The 23,124-nt window shown below is 43.0% G+C and carries 18 protein-coding genes and 5 pseudogenes; 17 read left to right on the forward strand and 6 right to left on the reverse strand.

What is annotated here, in order from left to right; genetic code table 11:
- The first annotated feature begins 8 nt into the window (after positions 1–8).
- Entirely contained in the window at positions 9–611 is a 603-nt protein-coding gene (locus tag MOF34_RS17160; protein WP_019714660.1) for an alpha/beta hydrolase, read from the forward strand.
- 43 nt (positions 612–654) lie between these two features.
- On the opposite strand, the gene MOF34_RS17165 is transcribed toward MOF34_RS17160, so the two are convergent.
- Positions 655–1,263, reverse strand: a complete 609-nt coding sequence (locus tag MOF34_RS17165) for a nitroreductase family protein (RefSeq protein ID WP_019714659.1) — start codon at positions 1,261–1,263, stop codon at positions 655–657.
- A 129-nt stretch (positions 1,264–1,392) separates the two neighbouring features.
- On the opposite strand from MOF34_RS17165, the gene yodB reads away from it, so the two are divergent.
- Positions 1,393–1,731, forward strand: coding sequence for a transcriptional regulator YodB (gene yodB, locus MOF34_RS17170; protein WP_004399427.1), 339 nt, complete (start codon positions 1,393–1,395; stop codon positions 1,729–1,731).
- Positions 1,732–1,978: 247 nt separating this feature from the next.
- Here the strand turns inward: yodB and MOF34_RS17175 are convergent.
- A pseudogene (locus MOF34_RS17175) lies at positions 1,979–2,113 on the reverse strand (tautomerase family protein); the annotation flags it as partial.
- On the opposite strand from MOF34_RS17175, the pseudogene MOF34_RS17180 reads away from it, so the two are divergent.
- Both MOF34_RS17180 and MOF34_RS17185 read left to right on the forward strand, forming a co-directional pair.
- Positions 2,068–3,238: pseudogene (locus MOF34_RS17180) on the forward strand (gluconate:H+ symporter). The pseudogenes MOF34_RS17175 and MOF34_RS17180 overlap by 46 nt on opposite strands.
- Positions 3,239–3,301: 63 nt before the next feature.
- Positions 3,302–3,538 carry a hypothetical protein gene (locus MOF34_RS17185; protein ID WP_003220090.1) on the forward strand — a complete coding sequence of 79 codons (237 nt, stop codon included), beginning with the start codon at positions 3,302–3,304 and terminating at the stop codon, positions 3,536–3,538.
- 33 nt (positions 3,539–3,571) lie between these two features.
- Here the strand turns inward: MOF34_RS17185 and MOF34_RS17190 are convergent, their stop codons facing one another.
- Positions 3,572–4,033, reverse strand: a complete 462-nt coding sequence (locus MOF34_RS17190) for an Hsp20/alpha crystallin family protein (protein ID WP_019714656.1) — start codon at positions 4,031–4,033, stop codon at positions 3,572–3,574.
- A 98-nt stretch (positions 4,034–4,131) separates the two neighbouring features.
- Between MOF34_RS17190 and rarD the strand changes: the two are divergent.
- The 4 genes and pseudogenes from rarD to bshB2 all read left to right on the forward strand — a co-directional run bounded on the left by rarD (position 4,132) and on the right by bshB2 (position 6,416).
- Positions 4,132–5,032: pseudogene (gene rarD / locus MOF34_RS17195) on the forward strand (EamA family transporter RarD).
- A 75-nt stretch (positions 5,033–5,107) separates the two neighbouring features.
- Positions 5,108–5,385 (forward strand): annotated as a pseudogene (locus tag MOF34_RS17200) (hypothetical protein).
- A complete protein-coding gene (locus MOF34_RS17205; protein ID WP_003220097.1) occupies positions 5,382–5,732 on the forward strand; it encodes a YojF family protein in 351 nt (116 codons plus the stop codon). The pseudogene MOF34_RS17200 and the gene MOF34_RS17205 overlap by 4 nt, the downstream one beginning before the upstream one ends.
- Positions 5,733–5,750: 18 nt before the next feature.
- Positions 5,751–6,416: a bacillithiol biosynthesis deacetylase BshB2 gene (gene bshB2 / locus MOF34_RS17210; RefSeq protein ID WP_268401063.1), complete on the forward strand. Its 666-nt coding sequence runs from the start codon at positions 5,751–5,753 to the stop codon at positions 6,414–6,416.
- A 25-nt stretch (positions 6,417–6,441) separates the two neighbouring features.
- On the opposite strand, the gene rsbRC is transcribed toward bshB2, so the two are convergent.
- A complete protein-coding gene (rsbRC, locus tag MOF34_RS17215; protein WP_268401065.1) occupies positions 6,442–7,290 on the reverse strand; it encodes an RsbT co-antagonist RsbRC in 849 nt (282 codons plus the stop codon).
- A 15-nt stretch (positions 7,291–7,305) separates the two neighbouring features.
- A pseudogene (locus MOF34_RS17220) lies at positions 7,306–8,653 on the reverse strand (MATE family efflux transporter).
- Positions 8,654–8,928: 275 nt separating this feature from the next.
- On the opposite strand from MOF34_RS17220, the gene cdaS reads away from it, so the two are divergent.
- The 8 genes from cdaS (at position 8,929) to odhB (ending at position 20,499) form a co-directional block, all read left to right on the forward strand.
- Positions 8,929–9,543, forward strand: coding sequence for a cyclic di-AMP synthase CdaS (gene cdaS / locus MOF34_RS17225; protein WP_268401067.1), 615 nt, complete (start codon positions 8,929–8,931; stop codon positions 9,541–9,543).
- A gap of 235 nt (positions 9,544–9,778) precedes the next feature.
- On the forward strand, positions 9,779–11,014 hold the full coding sequence (locus MOF34_RS17230; RefSeq protein ID WP_268401069.1) for a macrolide family glycosyltransferase: 1,236 nt from the start codon (positions 9,779–9,781) through the stop codon (positions 11,012–11,014).
- A 328-nt stretch (positions 11,015–11,342) separates the two neighbouring features.
- The gene (cwlS, locus tag MOF34_RS17235) at positions 11,343–12,578 is read left to right on the forward strand and encodes a D-gamma-glutamyl-meso-diaminopimelic acid endopeptidase CwlS (RefSeq protein WP_268401070.1); all 1,236 of its coding nucleotides are present in this window, start codon (positions 11,343–11,345) and stop codon (positions 12,576–12,578) included.
- A 93-nt stretch (positions 12,579–12,671) separates the two neighbouring features.
- Positions 12,672–13,262, forward strand: coding sequence for a superoxide dismutase family protein (locus tag MOF34_RS17240; protein ID WP_268401072.1), 591 nt, complete (start codon positions 12,672–12,674; stop codon positions 13,260–13,262).
- 87 nt (positions 13,263–13,349) lie between these two features.
- Positions 13,350–14,240: an AAA family ATPase gene (locus MOF34_RS17245; protein ID WP_268401074.1), complete on the forward strand. Its 891-nt coding sequence runs from the start codon at positions 13,350–13,352 to the stop codon at positions 14,238–14,240.
- A gap of 10 nt (positions 14,241–14,250) precedes the next feature.
- A complete protein-coding gene (locus MOF34_RS17250; RefSeq protein ID WP_268401076.1) occupies positions 14,251–16,167 on the forward strand; it encodes a nitric oxide reductase activation protein NorD in 1,917 nt (638 codons plus the stop codon).
- A 228-nt stretch (positions 16,168–16,395) separates the two neighbouring features.
- The gene (gene sucA, locus MOF34_RS17255; protein ID WP_019714644.1) at positions 16,396–19,230 is read left to right on the forward strand and encodes a 2-oxoglutarate dehydrogenase E1 component; all 2,835 of its coding nucleotides are present in this window, start codon (positions 16,396–16,398) and stop codon (positions 19,228–19,230) included.
- 15 nt (positions 19,231–19,245) lie between these two features.
- Positions 19,246–20,499 (forward strand): 2-oxoglutarate dehydrogenase complex dihydrolipoyllysine-residue succinyltransferase, encoded by a 1,254-nt coding sequence (odhB, locus tag MOF34_RS17260; protein ID WP_268401079.1) that lies wholly within the window; start codon positions 19,246–19,248, stop codon positions 20,497–20,499.
- Positions 20,500–20,549: 50 nt separating this feature from the next.
- Here odhB and MOF34_RS17265 read toward each other — a convergent pair whose 3' ends face one another.
- Entirely contained in the window at positions 20,550–21,515 is a 966-nt protein-coding gene (locus MOF34_RS17265; RefSeq protein ID WP_268401080.1) for a bile acid:sodium symporter family protein, read from the reverse strand.
- Positions 21,516–21,745: 230 nt separating this feature from the next.
- On the opposite strand from MOF34_RS17265, the gene MOF34_RS17270 reads away from it, so the two are divergent.
- The gene (locus tag MOF34_RS17270; RefSeq protein WP_019714641.1) at positions 21,746–23,083 is read left to right on the forward strand and encodes a sodium-dependent transporter; all 1,338 of its coding nucleotides are present in this window, start codon (positions 21,746–21,748) and stop codon (positions 23,081–23,083) included.
- The last annotated feature ends 41 nt before the right edge of the window (positions 23,084–23,124 follow it).

Genomic DNA, 23,124 nt, shown 5'->3' on the forward strand with positions numbered 1-23,124 from the left:
ACTTTACAATGAAGTATATTTATGAAAAAGGGACATCTGACAACGTACTTTTGTTGTTACATGGCACCGGCGGAAATGAGCACGATCTGCTTTCGTTGGGACGTTTTATAGACCCTCATGCCCATTTGCTTGGTGTCAGAGGATCGGTGCTTGAAAATGGAATGCCGCGTTTTTTCAAACGTCTGAGTGAAGGTGTCTTTGATGAAAAGGACCTCGTGGAGCGGACAAGGGATTTGAAACATTTTATCGACGAGGCTGCAGAAACGCATCAATTTGACCGAGGCCGAGTGATTGCGGTCGGTTATTCAAACGGCGCAAATATTGCAGCAAGCCTTCTTTTCCATTATAAAGATGTTTTAAAAGGGGCTATTCTGCATCATCCAATGGTTCCGATTCGCGGTATCAAGCTGCCTGATATGACAGGACTTCCAGTTTTTATCGGTGCCGGGAAATACGACCCTCTCTGCACAAAGGAAGAATCAGAAGAGCTTCACCGTTATTTGCGTGACAGCGGGGCATCAGCCTCTGTTTACTGGCAGGATGGGGGCCATCAGCTGACGCAGCATGAAGCTGAACAGGCTCGTGAATGGTACAAAGATGCGATTGTATAAAAAAACCTTAGTCCGTATTTTGGACTAAGGTTTTTTTATACCCTTACAGCCAAGTTGACACTTTTGAAAGCGGTAAGCGATTGCTTTGATGAGCAGATTTCACTGCTTTTCCGATTGAAATAAGCATAACCGGAACATAGCGCTCACTAACATCAAATTGCTTTTGGAACTGCTCTTTATTAAATCCGCCGATTGCGCAAGTGTCATAACCTTTTGCTTTTGCGGCAATCATAAGCTGCATAGCTGCTAAAGAAGCATTTAAGAAAGCGGAATCACGTGCGAATTGCTCGCTTTGGTAGGCACCGTTGATTTGGCCGAGTAGTGTTTGTTTGATTTCCTCTGTGATATAGCCTTGGCTTGCTAATTCATCGTAAACTTCTTCACCATTTTCATTTGCTTTTAAATCGCCTAAAATGGCAACAACAGCAGAAGACTCAACGATTTGTTTTTGATTATACGCTATAGGAAGAAGCGCCGCTTTTGATTCATCGCTGTGGAAAACAGTGAAATGCCAATGCTGAAGGTTCCAAGCTGAAGGTGCTTTAACGGCAAGGTCCAGTAGCTCAGTCAGCTCCTCCTTAGAGATCGGGGCATTTGTATCATATTCCTTTACAGATGCACGTGCTTTTAAAACATCCAGAGTATTCGTCATAGTGTTTCCTCCTTCGGATAAACGTGGTATGATAATAGAAAAGTTAGAAGCTTACTAAATGTAACTTGAAAGATTATTGTAATGGATCATTTAATACATGTCAATCAATAGATGAAGGGATGAGGACTTATGGGAAATACAATGTGCCCTAAAATGGAATCCGCTTTCTCATTGTTGGGAAAACGATGGAACGGTCTGATCATCCATGTGCTTATGGATGGGCCGAAACGGTTTAAAGAGATAACGGAAACAATTCCGATGATTAGCCAAAAAATGCTCGCAGAGCGCCTTAAGGAGCTTGAACAAAATGAGATCGTCGAACGGCAGGTTCTCCCTGAAACGCCAGTCAAAGTCATCTACACGCTGACTGAAAAAGGAACAGCGCTTCAGGCTGTATTCCAAGAGATGCAGGCGTGGGCCGACCAATTTTGCGAGCCTGGTGATACCGTGTGCGAGGAAGAAAAGTAAGGAAAGAGGCGTTCGGGAAAGGGTCTTTATTTCATAACATATAGTCATGTAAGGGGGTGGTCGTTCATACCGCTTACATGGCTTTTTATATTGGTCAAGTGAGATCCAGGCTCCAGATCATCCCGCTATACCTCGTTTTGCTGGCAGTTTTCGCACTGATTATTTCGCTTTTACCAAATAGAAATAAGACAAAGAAAAGAGAGGGCCTCTAATGAAGCCCTCTCTTTTTAAGCGCATTTTCATTAATTTATAGTTTTCCATTCAAAAATTGCGGCTCACCAAGACCGGAACTCCAGTCTGCGTCACCATTCTCGGTAATAGAAACCATTAGGTCTTCTGGAGATATCCCGCATTCTGTTTCTAGTTTTTCAGCCAGGAGGGAGACTTGTCTCAGACGCTGGGGGCGGCTATCGGATTGCCATTACGCTAATCGACAAATTCGGGAGGAATCAAATACAGGCGGCGGTGGTCATTGCCTCGTTTATCATCGGCATTGCCCTGTTTTTTGAAGTTGATCTTGTTCTGTTGATTCCGATTGTGTATGCGATTGCCAAAGAATTAAAAATGCCTTTTCTCTATCTGGGAATCCCGATGGCAGCCGCCTTCAATGTTACGCACGTTTTTGCCCCCGCATCCTGCGTCAACTGCCATCTCAGTTGCATCCTGCGCCCATATTGGCCAGGTGCTGCTTTTAGGAATCATCATCGCTGACCCGACGACTGTCATTGCCGGGCCTTTATTCAATTAATTTGCGATGAAGCGGTTTCCCGGTGCGTATCAAAAAAGCGGAAACTTATCAGCGTTAGGGCCGCGGAAAGAATTTCAGCTGGATGAAACACCAAGCTTTTCAATCAGTGTTGCCACGTCTTGATTTCCGGTTATTTTTATGGCGATTGCGACTGTTTTTTCTTTATTGTTCAAAGAACATTCAAAAGGAAAAGACATCATAGAATGTATCGGTACGCCAGGGACGGCAATGCTTATTTCGCTTTTGCTTGCGCTCTATACGATGGGGTTTGCGCGTAAAATATCTGTGAAGGAGATCAGCAAATCATTATCAGAATCAATTTCACAAATCGCGATGCTGCTGCTCATCATAGGTGGGGGAGGGGCGTTTAAACAGGTGCTGATTGACGGCGGGGTTGGTGATTTTGCTGCTGATCTTTTCAGTCGCTGCTGCTCGTTGCATGGATCATCGCTGCGGTTCTGCGTCTGTGCTTGGGCTCTGCTACCATGGCTGCGCTTACCACTGTGGGAATGGCAGCTCCGCTTATGCACACGGGCAGTGTAAACCCGGCATTAAGGGTACTGGCAACCGGAGCGGGAAGTGTCATCGCTTGTCATGTAAATGATGCAGGATTTTGGATGGTGAAGGAATTTTTTGGCTTGAGCATGAAAGAAACATTTCAAACTTGGACGCTGCTTACAACAGTCCTTTCCGTAACCGGGCTTGTCTGTGTGTTTATTGGCAGGGCTTGTGATTAACACCGATAGATTCAGTCCATAGCCCAATCGTTTTTCTTCCTTGTTGAATACCTTACGTATAGGCAGACATAAAGGAGGAAAAATCATGTACCCTCATCATTCGTATTATCGCGGGAACCCAGACCCAGCCGGATACCCGGTGCGTAATCCTTTCTTGTTTGGAGCTCCTTTAGTCGGTGGTTTATTAGGCGGTTTTCTTGGGAGTGCTCTGTTTAACTATCCTCGTCCCTATGCTTATCCGCCTGGCCCTTACGGATACGGAGGCGCACCGTACGGTTTTGGCGCCGGCGCGCCATACGGGGGTTATCCCGGCTTCTATTAATGAAAAACGGCCTGCATCGGTGCAGGCCGTTTTTTATCGGATGATTTCTATCTCGGACATATTGTAGTCTTGCTGTTTCTGAAACATGACTTCCAGAAGGCCGTCCTTATAGACGGCTTTTGTTCCTTTGCGTTTGACTAAACAAGGCAGGTTTATCTTTTTGGGATGCCCCAAATTCGGAAAATTTTCTATCATTAATGCGTGAGAGGTGTGTTTAATTTTCAACTGGTTCAGCTGGCTCTCATTAATTGGCACCTTTACAAACACATGGTCTGCTGTTTCGAATATATCAATATCAGGTTTGGCATTAGGTTTGGCGGGCTGTTCTTTTTTGGGAAGGGGATCGCGGAAAGGAAATTGAGCAGCATAATCACTTCCGAACACACTTTCCATCACACGATTCACATATGTTTCAACTTCTTTTGGATCAGCTTTTTTTAAAGCTTCTTTAGAAAATTGATTGTGGAAAGGAAAGTACTTGTTCCACTCAAACATCGTCGTCACACCCTTTCTTCATGGACAAAATAGTATATGCCCGACAGATCTTTCACGTGATATAATATAAGATGCTCTAAAGAAAGGCAGGGATTTACATGCAATATACAGAAACGAAAAAAGGCGTTCTTTACACAGCCGTTTCCTTTATCATGTGGGGGCTGTTTCCGCTCTATTGGAAGCTTCTCGAACAGCTGCCGGCTCTTGATATTTTGGCTCACCGTATTATATGGTCTTTTGTTTTTATGTGTATCGTGCTTTTTTTCTTGCGGCAATGGAAAAAAGGGTGGCAGGAGCAGCGCTCTTTGAAAAAGAACGGAGGCATCCTATCTTTATTTCTCGCTTCTGTCCTGATTTCGATTAACTGGTTTGTATACATATGGGCTGTCAACCATGGTTTTTTGCTTGAGGCAAGTCTTGGCTATTACATCAATCCGCTTGTATCAGTGCTCCTTGGAATTTTATTTTTAAAGGAAAAACTGAATCGCCTGCAACTGGTGGCGGTTTCGATTGCGGCTGCCGGCGTCATTATCTCAGCGTTCCAATACGGCTCCATTCCTTATGTTGCGCTTCTGCTCGCATTCAGCTTCGGCCTGTACGGGTTAAGCAAAAAAAGAACAAGTCTGCCGAGCGCCATCGGTTTAACGCTTGAAACATTCATGATTATGCCGATCATTGGGATATTTGCTGGTGAGCGGCCATGTTCAGCCAGCGGGTGCAGAAAGCGGGGGCACGGGCACATGGGTGCTTCTCTTTTTTGCTGGAGTGTTTACGGCTTTGCCGCTATTATTGTTTGCGGAAGGGGCGAAACGGCTTCCGCTCTATCAAGTTGGTATCTTGCAATATATTGCACCGACCATTACCTTGCTGATTGGGCTGTTTGTTTACCATGAGCCATTTTCAAGCTCAAAGGCTTTTACTTTCAGCTGTATATGGGCTGCGCTGCTCTTGTTTACGTTTTCACAAGTAAAGTGGAAACGGGCGTCAAAAAGCCATTGAGGCCTTTGGCTTTTCAGCTAAAGCATATATTATGTATAATCATTTCATGTATGTAAGACATAAAGGAGCAAGACGATGGACATTGATAAAGAGATAGTGAAAGCCTACGCTTTACTTTGGAACAACAGATCTCTCACAAGTGATGACGCAGAAGCGGTAGCAGAGGCGATTGATCTTGAGCTCTTGGATAAACGAACACATCCGAGACTCCGGAAACCGATGCTGGAAAAATACGTTGCCGCGATTCAGCGCATTGTAAATTCACAGCTCGAACCGGCTATAAATATCAGCTGGTCAAATTACATACAGAACGTGCAGAGCATTTAAAAGAAGAAAGAGGGGAGCAATCATGAAAGCAATCATAAAAGAAGATGTGCAAGCATCTTTAGAACGATATGCGGACCGCCCTGTATATATCCATTTAGAAACCACAACCGGTTCTTATTCAGCGCACTTAAATGAAAAAAACATGACGGTTGTTGCATACATCCGCAATGCAAAAGTCACCTATCATCAGGCGAAAATCAAAGGCAGCGGACCTTACCGTGTGGGCTTAAAAACAGAAGAAGGCTGGATTTATGCCGAAGGCTTGACTGAATACACGATAGATGAAGAAAACCGTTTATTAATGGCGGGACACTTGCCGGGCGGTAAACTGGCTATTTCTCTGCAAATCAGCGAAAAACCGTTCACAGTTTAAAGAAAAGGGTGAAAAATAATGAAAGAACACGTACTTGTAATCCTGCCTCACCCTGATGACGAATCATACGGAGTGGCAGGCCTGATTGCCTTAAACAGAAAAGAAGACATACCCGTTACGTACGCCTGTGCCACTTTAGGTGAAATGGGCAGAAATATGGGCGATCCATTTTTCGCGAATCGGGAAACATTGCCATTGTTAAGAAAACAAGAGCTCATTAACGCTTGCAAAGAAATGGATATTAATGATCTTCGAATGCTGGGGCTGCGTGACAAAACGCTCGAATTTGAAGACGATGAGTATTTAGCTGATATCATGGAAGAGATCATAGATGATGTAAAACCAAGTTTAATTGTCACATTTTACCCTGGACACGGTGTGCACCCTGACCATGATGCGTGCGGGGAAGCGGTTATTCGTGCATTGTACCGGAAAAAGAAAGAAGACCGGCCGCGCACGCTCTGCATGGCGATTACACGCAATAGAGAAGAGGTTCTCGGCGAAGCTGATGTTGTACTTGATATCAAAGAAGTAGCTGATATTAAAATGAATGCGTTAAGAGCGCACCGCACTCAAACAGAAGGCATGCTTAGAGAGCTTGAAGAAAAATTGAAAAACAATGAACCTGTAATGGCAACATGGTTTGAAGAAGAAGTATATTGGACGTATCAATGGAATGATTAATCAAAAAGGTATAAGGCCTTAAGCCTTATACCTTTTTTAATTTCAAGTCAGATGCAATCGCTGAAGCGAGGGTGGATCTTAAGGAAATATCTTCAAAAGACAAACCTAGCTGAACCGCGGTTTGCGCGATTTCTGGGCGAATTCCCGATAATGTGGATGAAACGCCGATTAAACGTAGCGCTTCAATCAGACTGAACAGCTGGTGGGCAACCATTGTATCAATAACAGCTACTCCTGACAAATCAATATACAGCTGCGTCACCTTTTTCTCCGCACATTGATGCAGGGTGTTTTCCATAATCAGCTTGGCGCGTACTGTATCAATATCTCCGATTAAAGGCAACAGTCCGACGCTATGAAACAGCACAATAACCGGTGCGCTTAATTCAGTAATCATATCTTTTTGAGCCTGAAGCTGAAGGCTTGTGTTTTTGTACATTTCTTCTATAAATATATGAATCACAAGATCGAACGCTTTTATTAGGGAGTGATACAGATCTTCGGCTTCTTCGCCTTTCACAGTGTCCTGATTGAGATGGACAAATTCTTTCACATAGGAAACATACATATCTCTCACTCTAACAAACTCCCGGATGATATAGTGGATAGGAGTTTTTAAATGCTCTTGATCCTGTGTCACTTCAAAGGCCCATTCTTTCAGTATAGGCAGGTATACCTCCTCATCATCCATGAAAATGCGATTTATCTTATAATTGAAGGCGAGATTCTGGCTCTTTAAATTGTGAATGACTGCAGGGTCATTTGATGCATAAATGGAATTCGGATCAGTTTCCTCAATTGTTTCGTACCATGTAGAACTGATCGTCTCCGCATGCTGAGAAAGATATTCGTATAATTTCTTATTTTTTGCCATGATTGATCACCTCTTTTAAATGTGTTGATTTTGCGAATAACGTTTTTGCAGTTTAGCCAGCCTGAAAAACAGTCCAACTGCTCCTGCGGCGAGTCCTGTAATTAATCCGATCCAATAGCCAAACGCGCCGAGGCTTGTAAACGTACCGACCGCATAACCGACGGGAAGGCCAATGACCCAATAAGAGACAAAGGCGGCCACAAGCGTATAGTTCACATCTTTGTATCCTCGAAGCGCTCCTTGGATCGGTGCTGCAACAGCATCGGAAAGCTGAAAAAACAGCGCAAAAATTAAAAAGTGCTGTGTCAGCCGGAGCACATCGGGGTCAGTGGTGTACATGCCTGCAATTTGCTCTCTGAATAAAAGGATACAGGCTGCTGTCAACAAAGAAAAACCGATCGCCATCATGATGCCGATTAAGCTATATGAGCGCGCATCCTTAAAACGGGCTGCACCGGCTTCAAAACCGACGACAATTGTTAATGCCATGGACACGCTGAGCGGCAGCATATATAAAAGTGAAGCAAAGTTCATGGCTGCCTGGTGGGACGCGATAGTCACTGTATTAAAATGGCTCATCAGAAGTGAAAATGCTCGTTTCAAAAAACACGGCGAACCCAATAGGCAGACCGATTTTGAGCATATTTTTGCATGCTCTCCATGAAAATGTATACATTGTATGGAAAATCGCGTATTCGGAAAACGGTGCTGATTTATGAATAATGAAAAAACTGATGATGCAGATACACCAATAGGTAAGCGCGGACGCTAGCCCGGCGCCCACACCGCCAAGTGCCGGCATGCCGAATTTCCCGAAAATGAATACGTAATTCAATACAAAATTGATCGGAAGAGAACTGAGTGTAATCAGCATAGTGACTCTCGTTTTTCCTAATGAATCAATGAATGATCTCAAAACGGTGTAAACAAATAAAGGGAAAATTCCCAGCGATAAAAAGCCTAAAAAGTGTTTGGCAATTTGATGGACATGAGTTTCAAGGTCTAATTGGCCAAGAATTAGGTCAACTGCAGCATATCCAATCGCTAAAACGGCGACGCTAAGAAGCGCGGCCACGTATACAGCCTGTAAAACAGTAAAGGGAATTTGCTGTTTTTTTTCAGCGCCTAAAAACTGAGCGACAATCGGGGTGACCGCCATTAATATACCTGCAAGTCCTGTATAAACAGGGGTCCAAAGGCTTGAGCCAATAGCGACACCAGCTAAATCAGCGGGGCTGACTTTCCCAGACATCACCGTATCTAAAAAAGTCATAAGAGAAAGCCCCGCCTGGGTAATGAATATCGGAATTAAAATGTGCAAAAGCTGTTTGATCTTTTGCCGGGCGTTTCGAGCTTCTTTCATACATTGATCTCCGTTTCTTTTTCATAACGAGAGAAATTATAACATTTTATGTATAAAAAGCAATGAACGCCGGTCCTATTCTTTTTTTGTCGGTTTCGTTTTTCTAAACATTTGGGCATAAATAAAAGAAAGCGAAATCACGCCTAAAAAGGTGCAAACATACTGAATGATTCTTTCGATTTCCATTCTTTACATCCCTCCTTTACCAATAGAATGTGCATCAATAAGGTAAGCATGCGTGAAAAGTTGGAAATTTAAAAAGGAGATGAAGGTCTATGCGTTATGAACAGATATCAGAAAATGCATTTAAGGGAAAAATACAAGTGTATTTAGAGCAAATATTAGGTGATGCGTCGCTAATCTTAAAAACGCTACACGAAAAAGACCAGTGCCTTCTTTGTGAATTAGATGAATTGGGCCACATTTTTCAGGACATGCAGGGCATCGCATCATCGTTTTATTTGCAGACATACATTGAGCAATTTACACCGGCATTTATCGAGCTGGCCAAGGCGATTAAAGCCCTATCGGAACATAAACATGGTGCTTTAATTGTGATTGAAAGAGCGGAACCTGTTGAACATTTTATTCAAAAAGGAACCTCCCTTCATGCGGAGATCAGCGCTTCATTAATTGAAAGCATCTTTTTCCCCGGAAATCCTCTACATGACGGCGCTTTATTAGTGAGGGAAAATAAACTTGTCTCAGCAGCCAATGTCCTCCCGCTGACAACAAAGGAAGTGGATGTCCAATTGGGAACAAGGCATCGCGCGGCTCTTGGTATGTCGGGGTATACGGATGCGCTTGTGCTCGTTGTTTCAGAGGAGACAGGGAAGATGTCGTTTGCCAAAGATGGTGTATTATATCCGTTAATTTCGCCAAGAACGTAAAAATAAATAAAAGGGCCTGATTAAGAATCCTATCATGAGACAAAATGCCTGAATTCAGACCTTTTTTTAAAGCATTCACTTTAAGCTGAATGCTTTTTGTTTTGGAGACAGGAAATATAAACTGATAGAAAAGTTTTACAAGATGAATATTAATTAAGTTAAATACTTTACCGAATTTTGTATTTGTAGTACCGTATAAAATATTACATAAATTTTAAAGGAAGGGTGCTGCGCCATGGCTAATGTATTAATGATCGGTTTTCCCGGTGAAGGGCATATTAATCCGTCGATCGGTGTAATGAAGGAGCTGAAATCACGGGGAGAACATATTACTTACTACGCAGTGAAGGAATACAAAGAAAAAATTGCAGCTCTTGATATTGAGTTTCGTGAGTATCATGATTTTCGAGAAGATTACTTTGGAAAAAACGCAACAGGAGATGAAGAAAGAGATTTCACGGAAATGATCTGCGCCTTTTTGAAAGGCTGTAAGGATATTGCGACTCATATTTATGATGAAGTCAAACATGAATCGTATGATTATGTCATATATGATCACCATTTACTGGCCGGTAAAATCATTGCCAACCTGCTGAAGCTGCCAAGATTTTCATTGTGTACTACCTTTGCAATGAATGAGGAATTTCTAAAGGAAATGATGGGTTCTTACATGAAAGGGCCAATTGAAGAATCGCCTCATTATGAATCTTATCAGCAACTTGTAGAAACAATAAATGCTGATTTTCAAACAGCGATCAAGAAGCCTTTTGACGTTTTTTCTTCAGATGGGGATTTGACGATTGTTTTTACATCAAGGGAATTTCAGCCAATGGCTGAGCAATTCGGTGATCGGTATGTATTTGTCGGCCCTTCTATTACAGAAAGGGCCGGAAACAACGGTTTCCCATTTGATCAGATTGACAATGAAGACGTGCTGTTTATTTCAATGGGAACCATTTTTAACAATCAAAAGCAGTTTTTTAATCAATGTCTCGAGGTATGTAAAGACTTTGACGGGAAGGTTGTGCTTTCCATCGGCAAACATATTAAAGCAAATGAGTTAAACGACATACCGGAGAATTTCATTGTACGCCCGTACGTCCCACAGCTTGAGATCCTGAAAAGAGCCCGCTTATTTGTAACCCACGGGGGAATGAATAGCACAAGTGAAGGTTTGTATTTTGAAACCCCGCTTGTAGTCATTCCAATGGGTGCTGACCAATTTGCTGTAGGGAATCAAGTGGAAAAAATAGGCGCAGGAAAAGTGCTGAAAAAAGAACAATTATCTGAAGGCCTTCTGAAAGAAACCATTCAAGAAGTGATGAACAATCCTGTATATGCTGAAAAGGCGAGAGACATTGGCCAATCATTGAAAGCGGCAGGCGGCTCTAAAAAAGCAGCCGACAACATTCTTGAAGTTGTGAAACTCAAAACTCAATCAGCCAACGCATGCATTTTGACATTTTCATAAGAAAGCAGAGGAAGGGATTTGATACGACGATAGAGAATTGATAAGAAAAACAGACAAGAAAGGAGGAAGATCTGCTTCATTCATCAATAGAAAACCATCATTTTTACCCCCGCTTAATTAGTTCCTTAGACTTTCGAAAAACATATACAGCTTATGTAAAATATTAGGTGTTTATTTAATTTAAAGGTCGAACGATGCTGAATTTGCAGCCAAATCTTTGAAAAAGGGTGTAACATGCTGAAAAAGTGACGATAAAATTGATGTGTTCCATTTTTGGAAACAAAATACTAACTGTTTTTGCGATATAAACAGTTTAGGAGGTTGAATAATGAAAAAGAAGATTGTAGCCGGCTTGGCTGTTTCTGCAGTTGTCGGGTCATCAATGGCCGCAGCACCCGCGGAAGCAAAAACGATAAAAGTAAAAAGCGGTGACTCTCTTTGGAAGCTTTCCCGTCAATATGATACGACAATATCAGCGCTGAAATCCGAAAATAAATTGAAATCAACGGTGCTTTATGTCGGACAAAGCCTTAAAATTCCTGAAAGTAGTAAAAAAAGCACGACATCCTCACCAAGCTCAAGCAAAACATCAACATACACAGTTGCATATGGTGATTCGCTATGGATGATTGCTAAAAATCATAAAATGAGTGTTTCTGAGCTTAAAAGCTTAAACAGCCTGACCAGCGATCTGATTCGTCCTGGGCAAAAGCTTAAGATCATAGGGACAAGCAGTTCAAGCGGCTCAAACGGTTCCAAAAAAAACAGTGGTTCCAATTCTTCTGGCTCATCGAAAAGTACATATACGGTTAAGCTTGGTGATTCACTGTGGAAAATAGCAAACAGCTTAAATATGACTGTAGCTGAATTGAAAACCTTAAATGGTCTAACATCAGATACCCTTTACCCTAAGCAGGTACTCAAAATAAAGGGCAACAGTTCACCTAAGAGCGGAAACAGCGGTTCCAAGAAGCCGTCAAACTCCAACTCCCCAAAAACAACTACATACAAGGTAAAAGCAGGCGATTCGCTGTGGAAAATCGCGAATCAGCTCGGTGTCACTGTGCAAAGTATCCGCGATAAAAACAATTTGTCATCTGATGTCTTGCAAATTGGACAGATACTGACCATCTCGGGAACAACAAAGTCTAACAATTCAAATCAGACAAAGCCAAAAGACAATTCAGGGTCAAACATTCAAATAGGTTCGAAGATTGACAGAATGATAACTGAAGCGAAAAAATATGTCGGGGTGCCATACCGCTGGGGAGGAAACACGCCTGCAGGTTTTGATTGCAGCGGCTTCATATATTACCTCATTAATAATGTATCATCGATATCAAGATTGAGTACGGCAGGATATTGGAATGTCATGCAAAAAGTCAGCCAGCCGTCAGTCGGAGACTTTGTCTTCTTTACCACATATAAATCCGGCCCGTCTCACATGGGAATTTATCTAGGCGGCGGAGACTTTATTCATGCAAGCTCATCGGGCGTCGACATTTCCAATCTTAGCAATTCATATTGGAAACAGCGCTATTTGGGCGCAAGAAGCTATTTTTAAAAATAAGTATGACAAAAAGCCTTTTTATAGGCTTTTTTGTTTATATCAGAAATTGATTGACCACACTGTTAGAAAAAACAAGGGGGAGACAGTATGTACCGTCTCTTGCTGTTCATGATGGTGACGGCACTGGGAGTTGCGGGATGCGGACAAAAAAAACCTCATGACCCTCCTAAGCGGGTACCGGAAAAAGAAGTGGTTGAAACGTCAGCGTTTGGCCATCATGTCCAGCTGATGAATCGTGAAGGTAAAGCAGTCGGTTTTATAGAAATTAAAGAATCAGAAGACGAGGGACTCGATATTCATATTTCCGCAAACAGCCTGCGCCCCGGCGCTTCACTCGGTTTTCATATCCATGAGAAAGGTTCATGTGTCAGGCCGGATTTTGAATCAGCGGGAGGTCACTTTAATCCGCTAAACAAAGAACACGGCTTCAACAATCCGATGGGGCATCATGCCGGAGATCTGCCGAACCTTGAAGTCGGTGCTGATGGAAAAGTAGATGTCATAATGAATGCGCCGGACACCTCAATGAAAAAAGGAAGTAAACTAAATATTCTCGACCAGGACGGAAGTGCTTTTATTATTCATGAGCATGCCGACGATTATTTGACGAATCCTAGCGGCAATTCAGGTTCGCGTATCGTCTGCGGAGCCCTTTCCGGCAATAATGAGAAACAGTAATATCATCCAAGCCCTTTTGTATTGAGCATACAGGGGCTTTTTTAGTATACTCGTTAATGGAATACGAATAGGAAAGGGAACTTGTCTATGACAACTCAATTACAGCACTTAACATTGCCGGAAGATATACAACAAAAGCTATTATCATATAAAGATCAGCCGATTTCCCCAGAGTTTCAGTCGCTCATCGGGACATCAGGCTATGAGGCGGACGATGAAGCGATTTTATTCGACGCCATTATCGCATTAGCCATGGGAAAAAATGTCCTGCTGAAGGGGCCTACAGGCTCAGGAAAAACAAAGCTGGCAGAAACATTGTCGAGCTATTTTCATAAACCGATGCACAGTGTCAACTGTTCTGTTGACTTGGACGCAGAAGCCCTGGTCGGCTATAAAACGATTGATAATCAATCTGGCCAGGCGACGATCGAGTTTGTTTCAGGGCCTGTCACAAAAGCCATGAAAGAAGGCCATTTTCTTTATATAGATGAAATCAATATGGCAAAGCCGGAAACACTGCCTATTTTAAACGGTGTATTAGATTACAGAAAAATGATGACAAATCCGTTTACAGGAGAAGTCATTCGGGCTAAAGAAGGTTTTGGCGTCATTGCAGCCATCAATGAAGGCTATGTCGGAACTGTTCCGCTGAATGAAGCGTTGAAAAACCGATTCGTCATCATTGATGTGCCTTATATTAAAGGCGATCTGCTGAAACAAGTGCTCATGTCTCAATCGGCCCTGCAAGATGAGAAATTGATTGACCGGTTTATCACGCTTTCCTCTGACCTGATCGTTCAAGCCAATAACGGACAGGTATCTGAAGAAGCGGCATCCATCAGAGCGTTAATTGATACATGTGATTTAGCCACTTATATTCCGCCGCGTCGCGCCATCGAGCGGGGAATTGTAGAGAAGCTTGATGATGACCGGGAAAAGGCGGCCGTCCGAAATATCGCAGAAACTCTGTTTGAATGAGGGCGCTGCGATGAAATTTATCAAATTTAATGACAGCACAATAGATTCGTTTTTATTTATGATGCTCACTGATTTGGCCAAAACACTCACCAAGAGTGAAGCGGTAGAAGTGGAATATGGCGTTCAGTCCTATTACAACCCATTTGAAAAGAAAATCTATATGAGCCACTTTTGGAAAGACAGGGCAGCGGAGGACATGGAAGCGGGCCTGAAAAGTGACGTCTACCTGCGTTCGGTCGGAACGAGATATAGCTCGCTGCAAGAGTTTGCAAACTTTTTGAATGATATTCATCGACAGCTTACGTTCAAAAGCTTTGCCAAGCAGCTGTTTATGCTGCTTGAGGACATCAGAATAGAGGAATGTATTAAACATGAGCGCCCGGGTACGAAACATGTATTTGCGAAGCGAAAAGACATGTACAGAAAACACTTCTCCACTCAGCTGACTTTAAATTTAGAGCGAAGCATTTTTACGGATGCCCTCTTTTGCGCCATCTATGTCAAGCTAACAACGGAATCACCGCTCGAGACCCTTCCGTCTATGCGTGAAGATATTGATCTGATGCGCCCGTTTATTGAGCAGCAGCTCCTGCGCGTGTATGAAGCAGATTCGACACGGCAGGTTCTAAAAATTGTTGAAGACCTAATGGACGGACTCGAAGAGGTGCTCGATAAAGACATGTTGAACACCTACTTCTTTTTGCCTGAGCTTGATTACGCAAAAGCTGCAGAACAACCGTTATTTGAAGATGAGAAAAAAGCGCCGAAGCTGAGTGATGACATCACGCTTCCAAAAAAATCAGAAGGTGATGAGGATATCCACGAAGAAGAAATGCCGACATGGCACCGGGAAACAGAAGCACCGTCTAAAAGCTTCCTTCAATTTGATATTGAACACGGAGCAAAATCAGATTTAGGGAAAGACGCTTCAAGGGAAGGTGACGATGGAGATCAAGCCCTTGGCTCTGTCCAGGGATCAGCCAGACAAACAAAACGGAAGGACTATTCTAAGCTGGAAGCGCTGGAGTCCCAAAAAGACCAGCCGAACGGGGCGGGTATGGCTGACGGCAAAGAAAATAAATATGCATATCCGATTTATAAAGAGCCGCAGAAGGCAACGAGTGAAGAAGAGCTTTCTTATAAACAGCAGGCAAAAACGATTGAATCGTATCAAAAGCGTTTAAAACAAATGATTCAAAAAACGCTGGAGCATAAAAAAACATTGCCTAGAACAGACCTTCATGCCGGACGGCTGAACAATAAGCTCCTCCGTTACTTCACTGAGCGAAATCCGCGTCTTTTCTACAAAAAACAAGAACCATCATCAGAAATTGACGCGGTTTTTACATTGCTGGTCGATTGTTCTGCCAGCATGTTCGACAAAATGGACGAAACAAAGCGGGGAATCGTGCTATTTCACGAAGCGTTGAAATCGGTAGCGGTTCCGCATCAGATTGTCGGCTTTTGGGAGGATACAAACGATGCGACCGAAACAAGCCAGCCAAACTATTTCAATACGGTAGTTCCCTTCCAATCATCATTAAGACAAGAGGCTGGACCTGCAATTATGCAGCTTGAGCCTGAGGAAGATAACCGTGACGGCTATGCGATCCGACAGATGACAAAAAAAATGCTGCAGCGCAGCGAGGCGCAAAAGTTCTTGATCGTTTTTTCAGATGGAGAGCCGGCTGCGTTTGGCTATGAGCAAAACGGGATTGTCGATACAAGCGAAGCCGTTATTGAAGCCCGAAAGAGAGGAATAGAAGTGATAAATGTTTTTCTCTCCAACTCAGAAATAGAAGAATCGCAAATGAAAACCATTCAGGATATGTATGGAAAGTTCAGTATATTTGTCCCGGATGTTGATGAGCTCCCCGATGTACTGTATCCGCTGCTGAAAAAACTACTCCATAAAAGCATAGGATAGCCCTTTATCCTATGCTTTTTGGCGTTTCTTTTTTCAAATGATTAAATTTTTTGTTTTTTATAAAGGTTTTTTACTATTTTGTGAACAATCAAGGTAGAATCAAATTGCAAACAGTGGTAAAATATCGTTGGAAGCGTTTTTATTACATAATTTTGGACACAGCGTTTGAAAGTTATTTTAAGATAGTGAATCATTCACTTGATTATCTAAGTTGGGGGTAATATTCAAATGTTTCAAAATAGTATGAAACAACGAATGAATTGGGAAGATTTTTACGGTCCGAACCTCGGCTATGCGCTGGAGCTTTACGATCAGTATACCCAGGATCCGACCAGCATTGATCCGGATCTAAAGGAAATGTTCGACGAGCTCGGCGCTCCGCCAAACGATATAAAAGAGGCCTCGGGAACAAAAGAAAAGGGACGTGTTACAGCCGATCTGATTCAAAAGATCGCATCCGCAGTCAGACTTGCAGAAGATATCCGAACCTATGGCCATTTAAACGCTTCCGTCAATCCGCTCAGAAAGGATGGTAAAAAGAGCGAGCTCTTTCCATTATCCGATTACGGGCTAACAGAAGAAGAAATAAAAGCAATACCTGCGTCAGTGATTTGCAAAGACGCTCCTAAAAACATTACGAACGGTTTAGAAGCCATTCAGTATTTACGAAATACGTATAAAAGAACCATCTCATTTGAATTTGACCATGTGCATGACTTTAAAGAGCGCGAGTGGCTGACAAAGATGATTGAATCCGGCGAGCTGTTCCAGAAGAACTCAGCTGAAAAGCTGTCGGCTGTTCTGGAAAGACTGACAGAAGTAGAGGGCTTTGAACAGTTTTTACACCGTACATTTGTCGGGCAGAAGCGCTTTTCCATTGAGGGGCTGGACGCACTTGTTCCAGTGCTTGATGACATTATTGCACAATCTGTTAAATCTGGCACGACGAGTGTCAACATCGGGATGGCACACAGAGGGCGCCTGAATGTTTTGGCACACGTGCTCGGCAAACCGTATGAAATCATTTTCTCCGAATTCCAGCATGCGCCGAACAAAGATCTTGTCCCGTCTGAGGGTTCAATCGGAATTAGCTACGGATGGACAGGGGATGTCAAATACCATCTGGGGGCGAATCGGGAGCTTCAAGACGCTGAAACAAAATCAGCGCGCATTACGTTAGCAAACAACCCGAGCCACTTGGAATTTATCAATCCGATTGTTGAAGGCAGCACGAGAGCGGCACAGGAAACGAGAACACAAAGCGGATATCCGGTGCAGGATGAAACAAAATCGCTTGCCATCTTAATTCATGGAGACGCTGCATTCCCTGGGGAAGGAATCGTCGCTGAAACATTGAATTTAAGCTCTTTAAAAGGGTATCAAGTAGGCGGTGCGATTCATATTATCGCCAATAACATGATCGGATTCACAACTGAAAGCGCTGAATCAAGGTCGACAAACTACGCCAGTGACCTGGCGAAGGGCTATGAAATTCCGATTGTTCACGTAAATGCGGACGATCCAGAAGCCTGTCTTTCAGCTGTTAAGTTTGCGGTCGAATACCGAAAAACATTCAATAAGGACTTTCTGATTGACTTGATTGGGTACAGACGCTACGGACACAATGAAATGGATGAACCGTCTACCACTCAGCCGATGCTGTATGATGCTGTCAGAAAGCATCCGACCGTCAAACAAATTTTCGCCGAAAAGCTCGTAAATGAAGGCGTGCTTACCGAAGAAGTTGTTCAAAACATCGAAAAATCGGTAACGAAGCGCATGGAAGATGCTTATCAGAAAGTGCCGTCTAAAAAGGAACATACCGCAAGTGAAATTGAACTTCCAGAGCCTGTTTCAAACGGTTTCCCTGATGTGGACACATCCATTGATTTTGATGTACTCCGTAAGCTGAATGGGGAATTAATCAATTGGCCGGAGTCATTTAACGTTTTCGGCAAGCTTAAGCGTATTTTAGAAAGACGCGCCAAGGCGTTCGATGATGATAGAAAAGTGGAATGGTCTTTGGCTGAATCACTTGCGTTTGCTTCTATTTTGAAAGACGGAACACCGATTCGTTTAACTGGACAGGATTCCGAGCGCGGAACGTTCGCCCAAAGAAACCTTGTGCTTCATGACAGTGAGACGGGCGAAGAATTTGTGCCGCTGCATCATTTATCTGACTGTGACACGTCTTTTGCTGTTCATAACAGCCCGCTGTCTGAAGGATCGGTTCTTGGCTTTGAATACGGGTATAACGTGCATTCACCGGAAACGCTTGTCATGTGGGAAGCGCAGTATGGAGATTTTGCCAACGCTGCTCAAGTGTATTTTGACCAATTCATTTCTGCCGGACGCGCGAAATGGGGCCAAAAATCTGGATTAGTCATGCTTCTTCCGCACGGTTACGAGGGACAGGGGCCCGAGCACTCAAGCGGAAGAATCGAGCGGTTCCTGCAGCTTGCCGCGGAAAACAACTGGACGGTTGCCAACCTGACAAGCGCTGCACAATATTTTCATATTTTAAGAAGACAGGCCAAAATGCTGCTCCGTGAAGAAATCAGGCCGCTCGTCATTATGACGCCGAAGAGCCTTCTTCGTAATCCGAATACGGTATCGGAAGTGCAGGAGCTCAGCGAAAGCCGCTTTCAGCCTGTATACGAACAGTCGGGACTTTCTCATGACTATGAAAAAGTAACCAGACTTGTATTATCCAGCGGTAAAGTGTCTATAGACATCAGCGACCATTTCAATAAGCTAGAAGACGGTAAAGAGTGGCTTCACATTGCGAGAATTGAACAGCTGTATCCATTCCCAGCAAAAGGAGTCAAAGAATTATTTGCGAAACTTCCGAACCTGAAAGAAATCGTTTGGGTGCAGGAAGAGCCGCAGAACATGGGGGCCTGGAGTTATATCAGCCCATATTTGACAGAGATTGCACCACAGGGAGTAAGCGTTCAATATATTGGGCGAAGAAGACGATCCAGCCCTGCAGAGGGAGATCCGACAGTGCATAAAAAAGAGCAGGAACGTATTGTATCTGATAGCTTGACTCGCAAAAATTAAGGGGGAAATGAAAAAATGGCGGAAATTAAGGTACCTGAATTAGCAGAATCAATCTCAGAAGGAACAATAGCCCAATGGTTGAAGCAGCCTGGTGATTATGTAGAACAGGGTGAATATCTGCTTGAACTAGAAACGGACAAAGTAAATGTTGAATTGACAGCAGAAGAATCGGGTGTACTTCAAGAGGTATTGAAAGATTCGGGTGATACCGTCCAAGTTGGAGAAATTATCGGTACGATTTCAGAAGGCGCGGGTGAAAGTTCTGCCCCTGCACCTTCAGAGAAAGCTGAAAGCAAAGATAGCGAGAAAGAAGAGAAGCAGGCTGAACCAGCTGCAAAAGAGGTTAGCGAGGAAGCACAAGCCGAAGCAAAATCAAGAACGATCGCTTCCCCTTCAGCCCGTAAGCTGGCAAGAGAGAAAGGAATTGACCTGTCTCAGGTTCCAACGGGAGATCCGTTAGGGAGAGTGCGCAAGCAGGATGTCGAAGCGTACGAAAAACCAGCGTCAAAACCGGCTCCTCAGAAACAACAGCAGCCTCAGGCTCAAAAAACACAGCAAAGCTTTGACAAACCTGTCGAAGTGCAAAAAATGTCACGCCGCAGACAAACGATTGCAAAACGACTTGTAGAGGTACAGCAAACATCAGCGATGCTGACTACATTTAATGAAGTAGACATGACGGCTGTCATGAACCTCAGAAAACGCCGCAAAGATCAATTCTTTGAGCAAAACGAAGTGAAGCTCGGCTTTATGTCTTTCTTTACGAAAGCGGTTGTTGCTGCATTGAAGAAATATCCGCTGCTGAATGCGGAAATTCAAGGCGATGAGCTGATCGTTAAGAAATTCTACGACATCGGGATTGCTGTTGCAGCTAATGAAGGCCTTGTCGTTCCGGTTGTACGGGATGCGGACCGTTTGACATTTGCAGGCATCGAAAAAGAAATCGGCGAACTTGCGAAAAAAGCAAGAAACAATAAATTAACCCTTAGCGAGCTTCAGGGCGGTTCCTTCACCATTACAAACGGAGGAACTTTCGGTTCACTGATGTCGACTCCGATTTTAAACAGCCCTCAAGTCGGTATACTGGGCATGCATAAGATTCAACTGCGACCTGTAGCCATTGATGAAGAGCGCTTTGAAAACCGTCCGATGATGTATATCGCTTTATCTTATGATCACCGGATTGTTGACGGTAAAGAAGCGGTTGGTTTCCTAGTGACAATCAAAAATTTACTGGAAGATCCTGAACAGCTTTTATTAGAGGGATAATAAAAAAAGGTACATCACGATAAAGTGATGTACCTTTTTTGATGCGTATTTTAAAGAGACAGATTGTTGCTGTTGGCTGTTGTTTGTTCCTTTTTCGCTTTTTTTGACCAGTATGTTGCCAGCATGGAACCAGAAAGGTTATGCCACACACTGAATATCGCGCTGGGTACGGCAGATAGCGGTGAGAAATGAGCCGTGGCGAGTGCGGCCCCAAGTCCTGAATTTTGCATGCCAACTTCGATTGCAATTGATTTTTGAGACGGATAATCCATTTTTAAAAGCTTTGCACAAAGAAATCCAAGCAAATAACCGATTCCGTTATGCAGGATGACAACAGAAAAAATGAGCAACCCTGATTGAAGGAGATTTTCCCGGTTGCCGCTGACAACAGCTGAGACAATCGCAACGATGCCAATGACAGAAACAAGCGGAAGGGCATGTACAGCTTTTTCCACTTGCTTTCTGAAAAACATTTTGACGATCACGCCTGCGATGATCGGAAATAAAACAGCCTGTAAGATTGAAATAAATAAAGACCCTGGCGAGACAGGGAGCCATTCCCTGGCAAACAGCATGATCAAAACTGGTGTTAAAACAGGTGCCAACAAGGTAGAAATTGTTGTAACAGCAACAGATAAAGCCGTATTTCCTTTTGCTAAAAATGTCATGACATTAGAGGCTGTGCCGCCAGGACAGCAGCCAACAAGAATAACACCCACTGCAATTTCAGCTGGAAGATGCAGCCCAAATGAGAGGCCGAAAGCAACGAGCGGCATGATGGTATACTGTACAATTACCCCGATAATGACATGCCAAGGTTTTCTAATCAGTTCTTTGAAATCATCGGCTTGCAGTGTAAGACCCATTCCAAACATGATAATGCCAAGAAAAATCGTAATATAAGAACTGATCCATGTAAAATAAGACGGGAAAGTAAATCCCAGCAGGGCAAAAACAATGACCCATATGCCAAAGGTTTGTCCCGCGAAATGACTTATTTTTCTAATGATGTCCATCAAAACACTCCTTACACATTTATCAAGAACTTCAGCAGAAATTCTCACAGATTTTGAACATTCTCTTATTATAATTAATTTTCTGAATAATTCAATATTAGTAGATGAATTGACCTTTGATAGAAAAGCAATAAATGCGTTATGTAAACGAATTAAAATGTTCTTGACTATATAGGAAGATATTCTTACAATGAATCTTTATAATGGTTAGATAAAATAGGAGTGATAGGGTGAAGGAAGCGAATCAATGGTCTTCGAAGCTCGGCTTTATTTTAGCCGCGGCAGGATCAGCTATCGGGCTTGGTGCGATATGGAAATTTCCATATGTAGCGGGAACCAGCGGAGGAGGCGCATTTTTACTTATTTTTATTTTATTTACGGTTTTAATCGGACTGCCTTTATTGTTAGGTGAATTCATCATAGGCAGAAAAACACAGAAAGATGCCGTACAATCCTATAAAACACTTGCTCCGGGAACGAAGTGGCATTGGATCGGTTATTTAGGAATGGCGACGTGCTTTATTCTTTTATCTTTTTATAGTGTCGTCGGCGGGTGGATTTTAATTTATATTACAAAAGGCTTCACTGGCGGTTTATCGCAAACATCTGGTTTTGATACGATATTTGCTAGTACGATTTCAAATCCTTATCTGGCAGTAGGAGGCCAGCTGCTCTTTATGGTGGTGACAATTTTTGTTGTTGCAAAAGGGGTTAGCAGCGGAATTGAAAAAGCAAGCCAAATATTAATGCCGGCGCTTTTTATATTATTTGTTATTTTAATGGTGCGTTCGGTTACACTTGATGGAGCGATGGAAGGGCTCAAGTTTTTCCTGATGCCTGATGTAACCGCGATTGATGCCAATACGATTTTATATGCGATGGGCCAATCCTTTTTCTTATTAAGTGTCGGTGTATCAGTCATGGTAACGTATAGCTCTTATTTAGAGAAACAGGAAAACGTAGTGCAGTCCGCTGTATCAGTAACTGTATTAAACATGCTTGTTGCTGTAATGGCAGGAATTGCGATTTTTCCAGCTGTATTTTCATTCGGCCTCAAACCAGACCAAGGGCCGGTCCTGTTATTTAACGTACTGCCGACCGTGTTTAATCAAATGCCGTTCGGAATTATCTTTTTATTAGCATTTTTAATTCTATTTTTATTTGCGGCATTGACATCCGCTTTCTCAATGCTGGAAATTTTGGTCGCAGTGCTTTCAGAAGGCGATGTCAATAAGAGAAAACGATTCGCTTGGTTAGGCGGGATTGCTATTTTTATTGTCGGTGTGCCGTCTGCATTATCCTACGGTGTCTTAAGTGACGTCTCTCTATTTCACTTGTCTATTTTTGATGCGGCCGACTATCTTGTAAGCAATATTTTAATGCCGTTAGGCGCATTATTGATTTCTATTTTTGTACCGCTAAAAATACCGAAACAGGATTTGTTTGATGAGCTGAAAAGCGGTTCCAATCTCAAACGAAAGTGGTTTGCGGTTTGGCTGCTGCTCATTCGTTATCTATCTCCTGTTGCCATCATCATCGTATTTTTGCATGTGGTAGGCATTTTTTAAAACACGAAGCCCCCGGGAATGATATTATCCCCTCTAAGTAG

The organism is Bacillus sp. T17B1 (assembly GCF_026796395.1).
GTDB lineage: Bacteria > Bacillota > Bacilli > Bacillales > Bacillaceae > Bacillus > Bacillus spizizenii_A.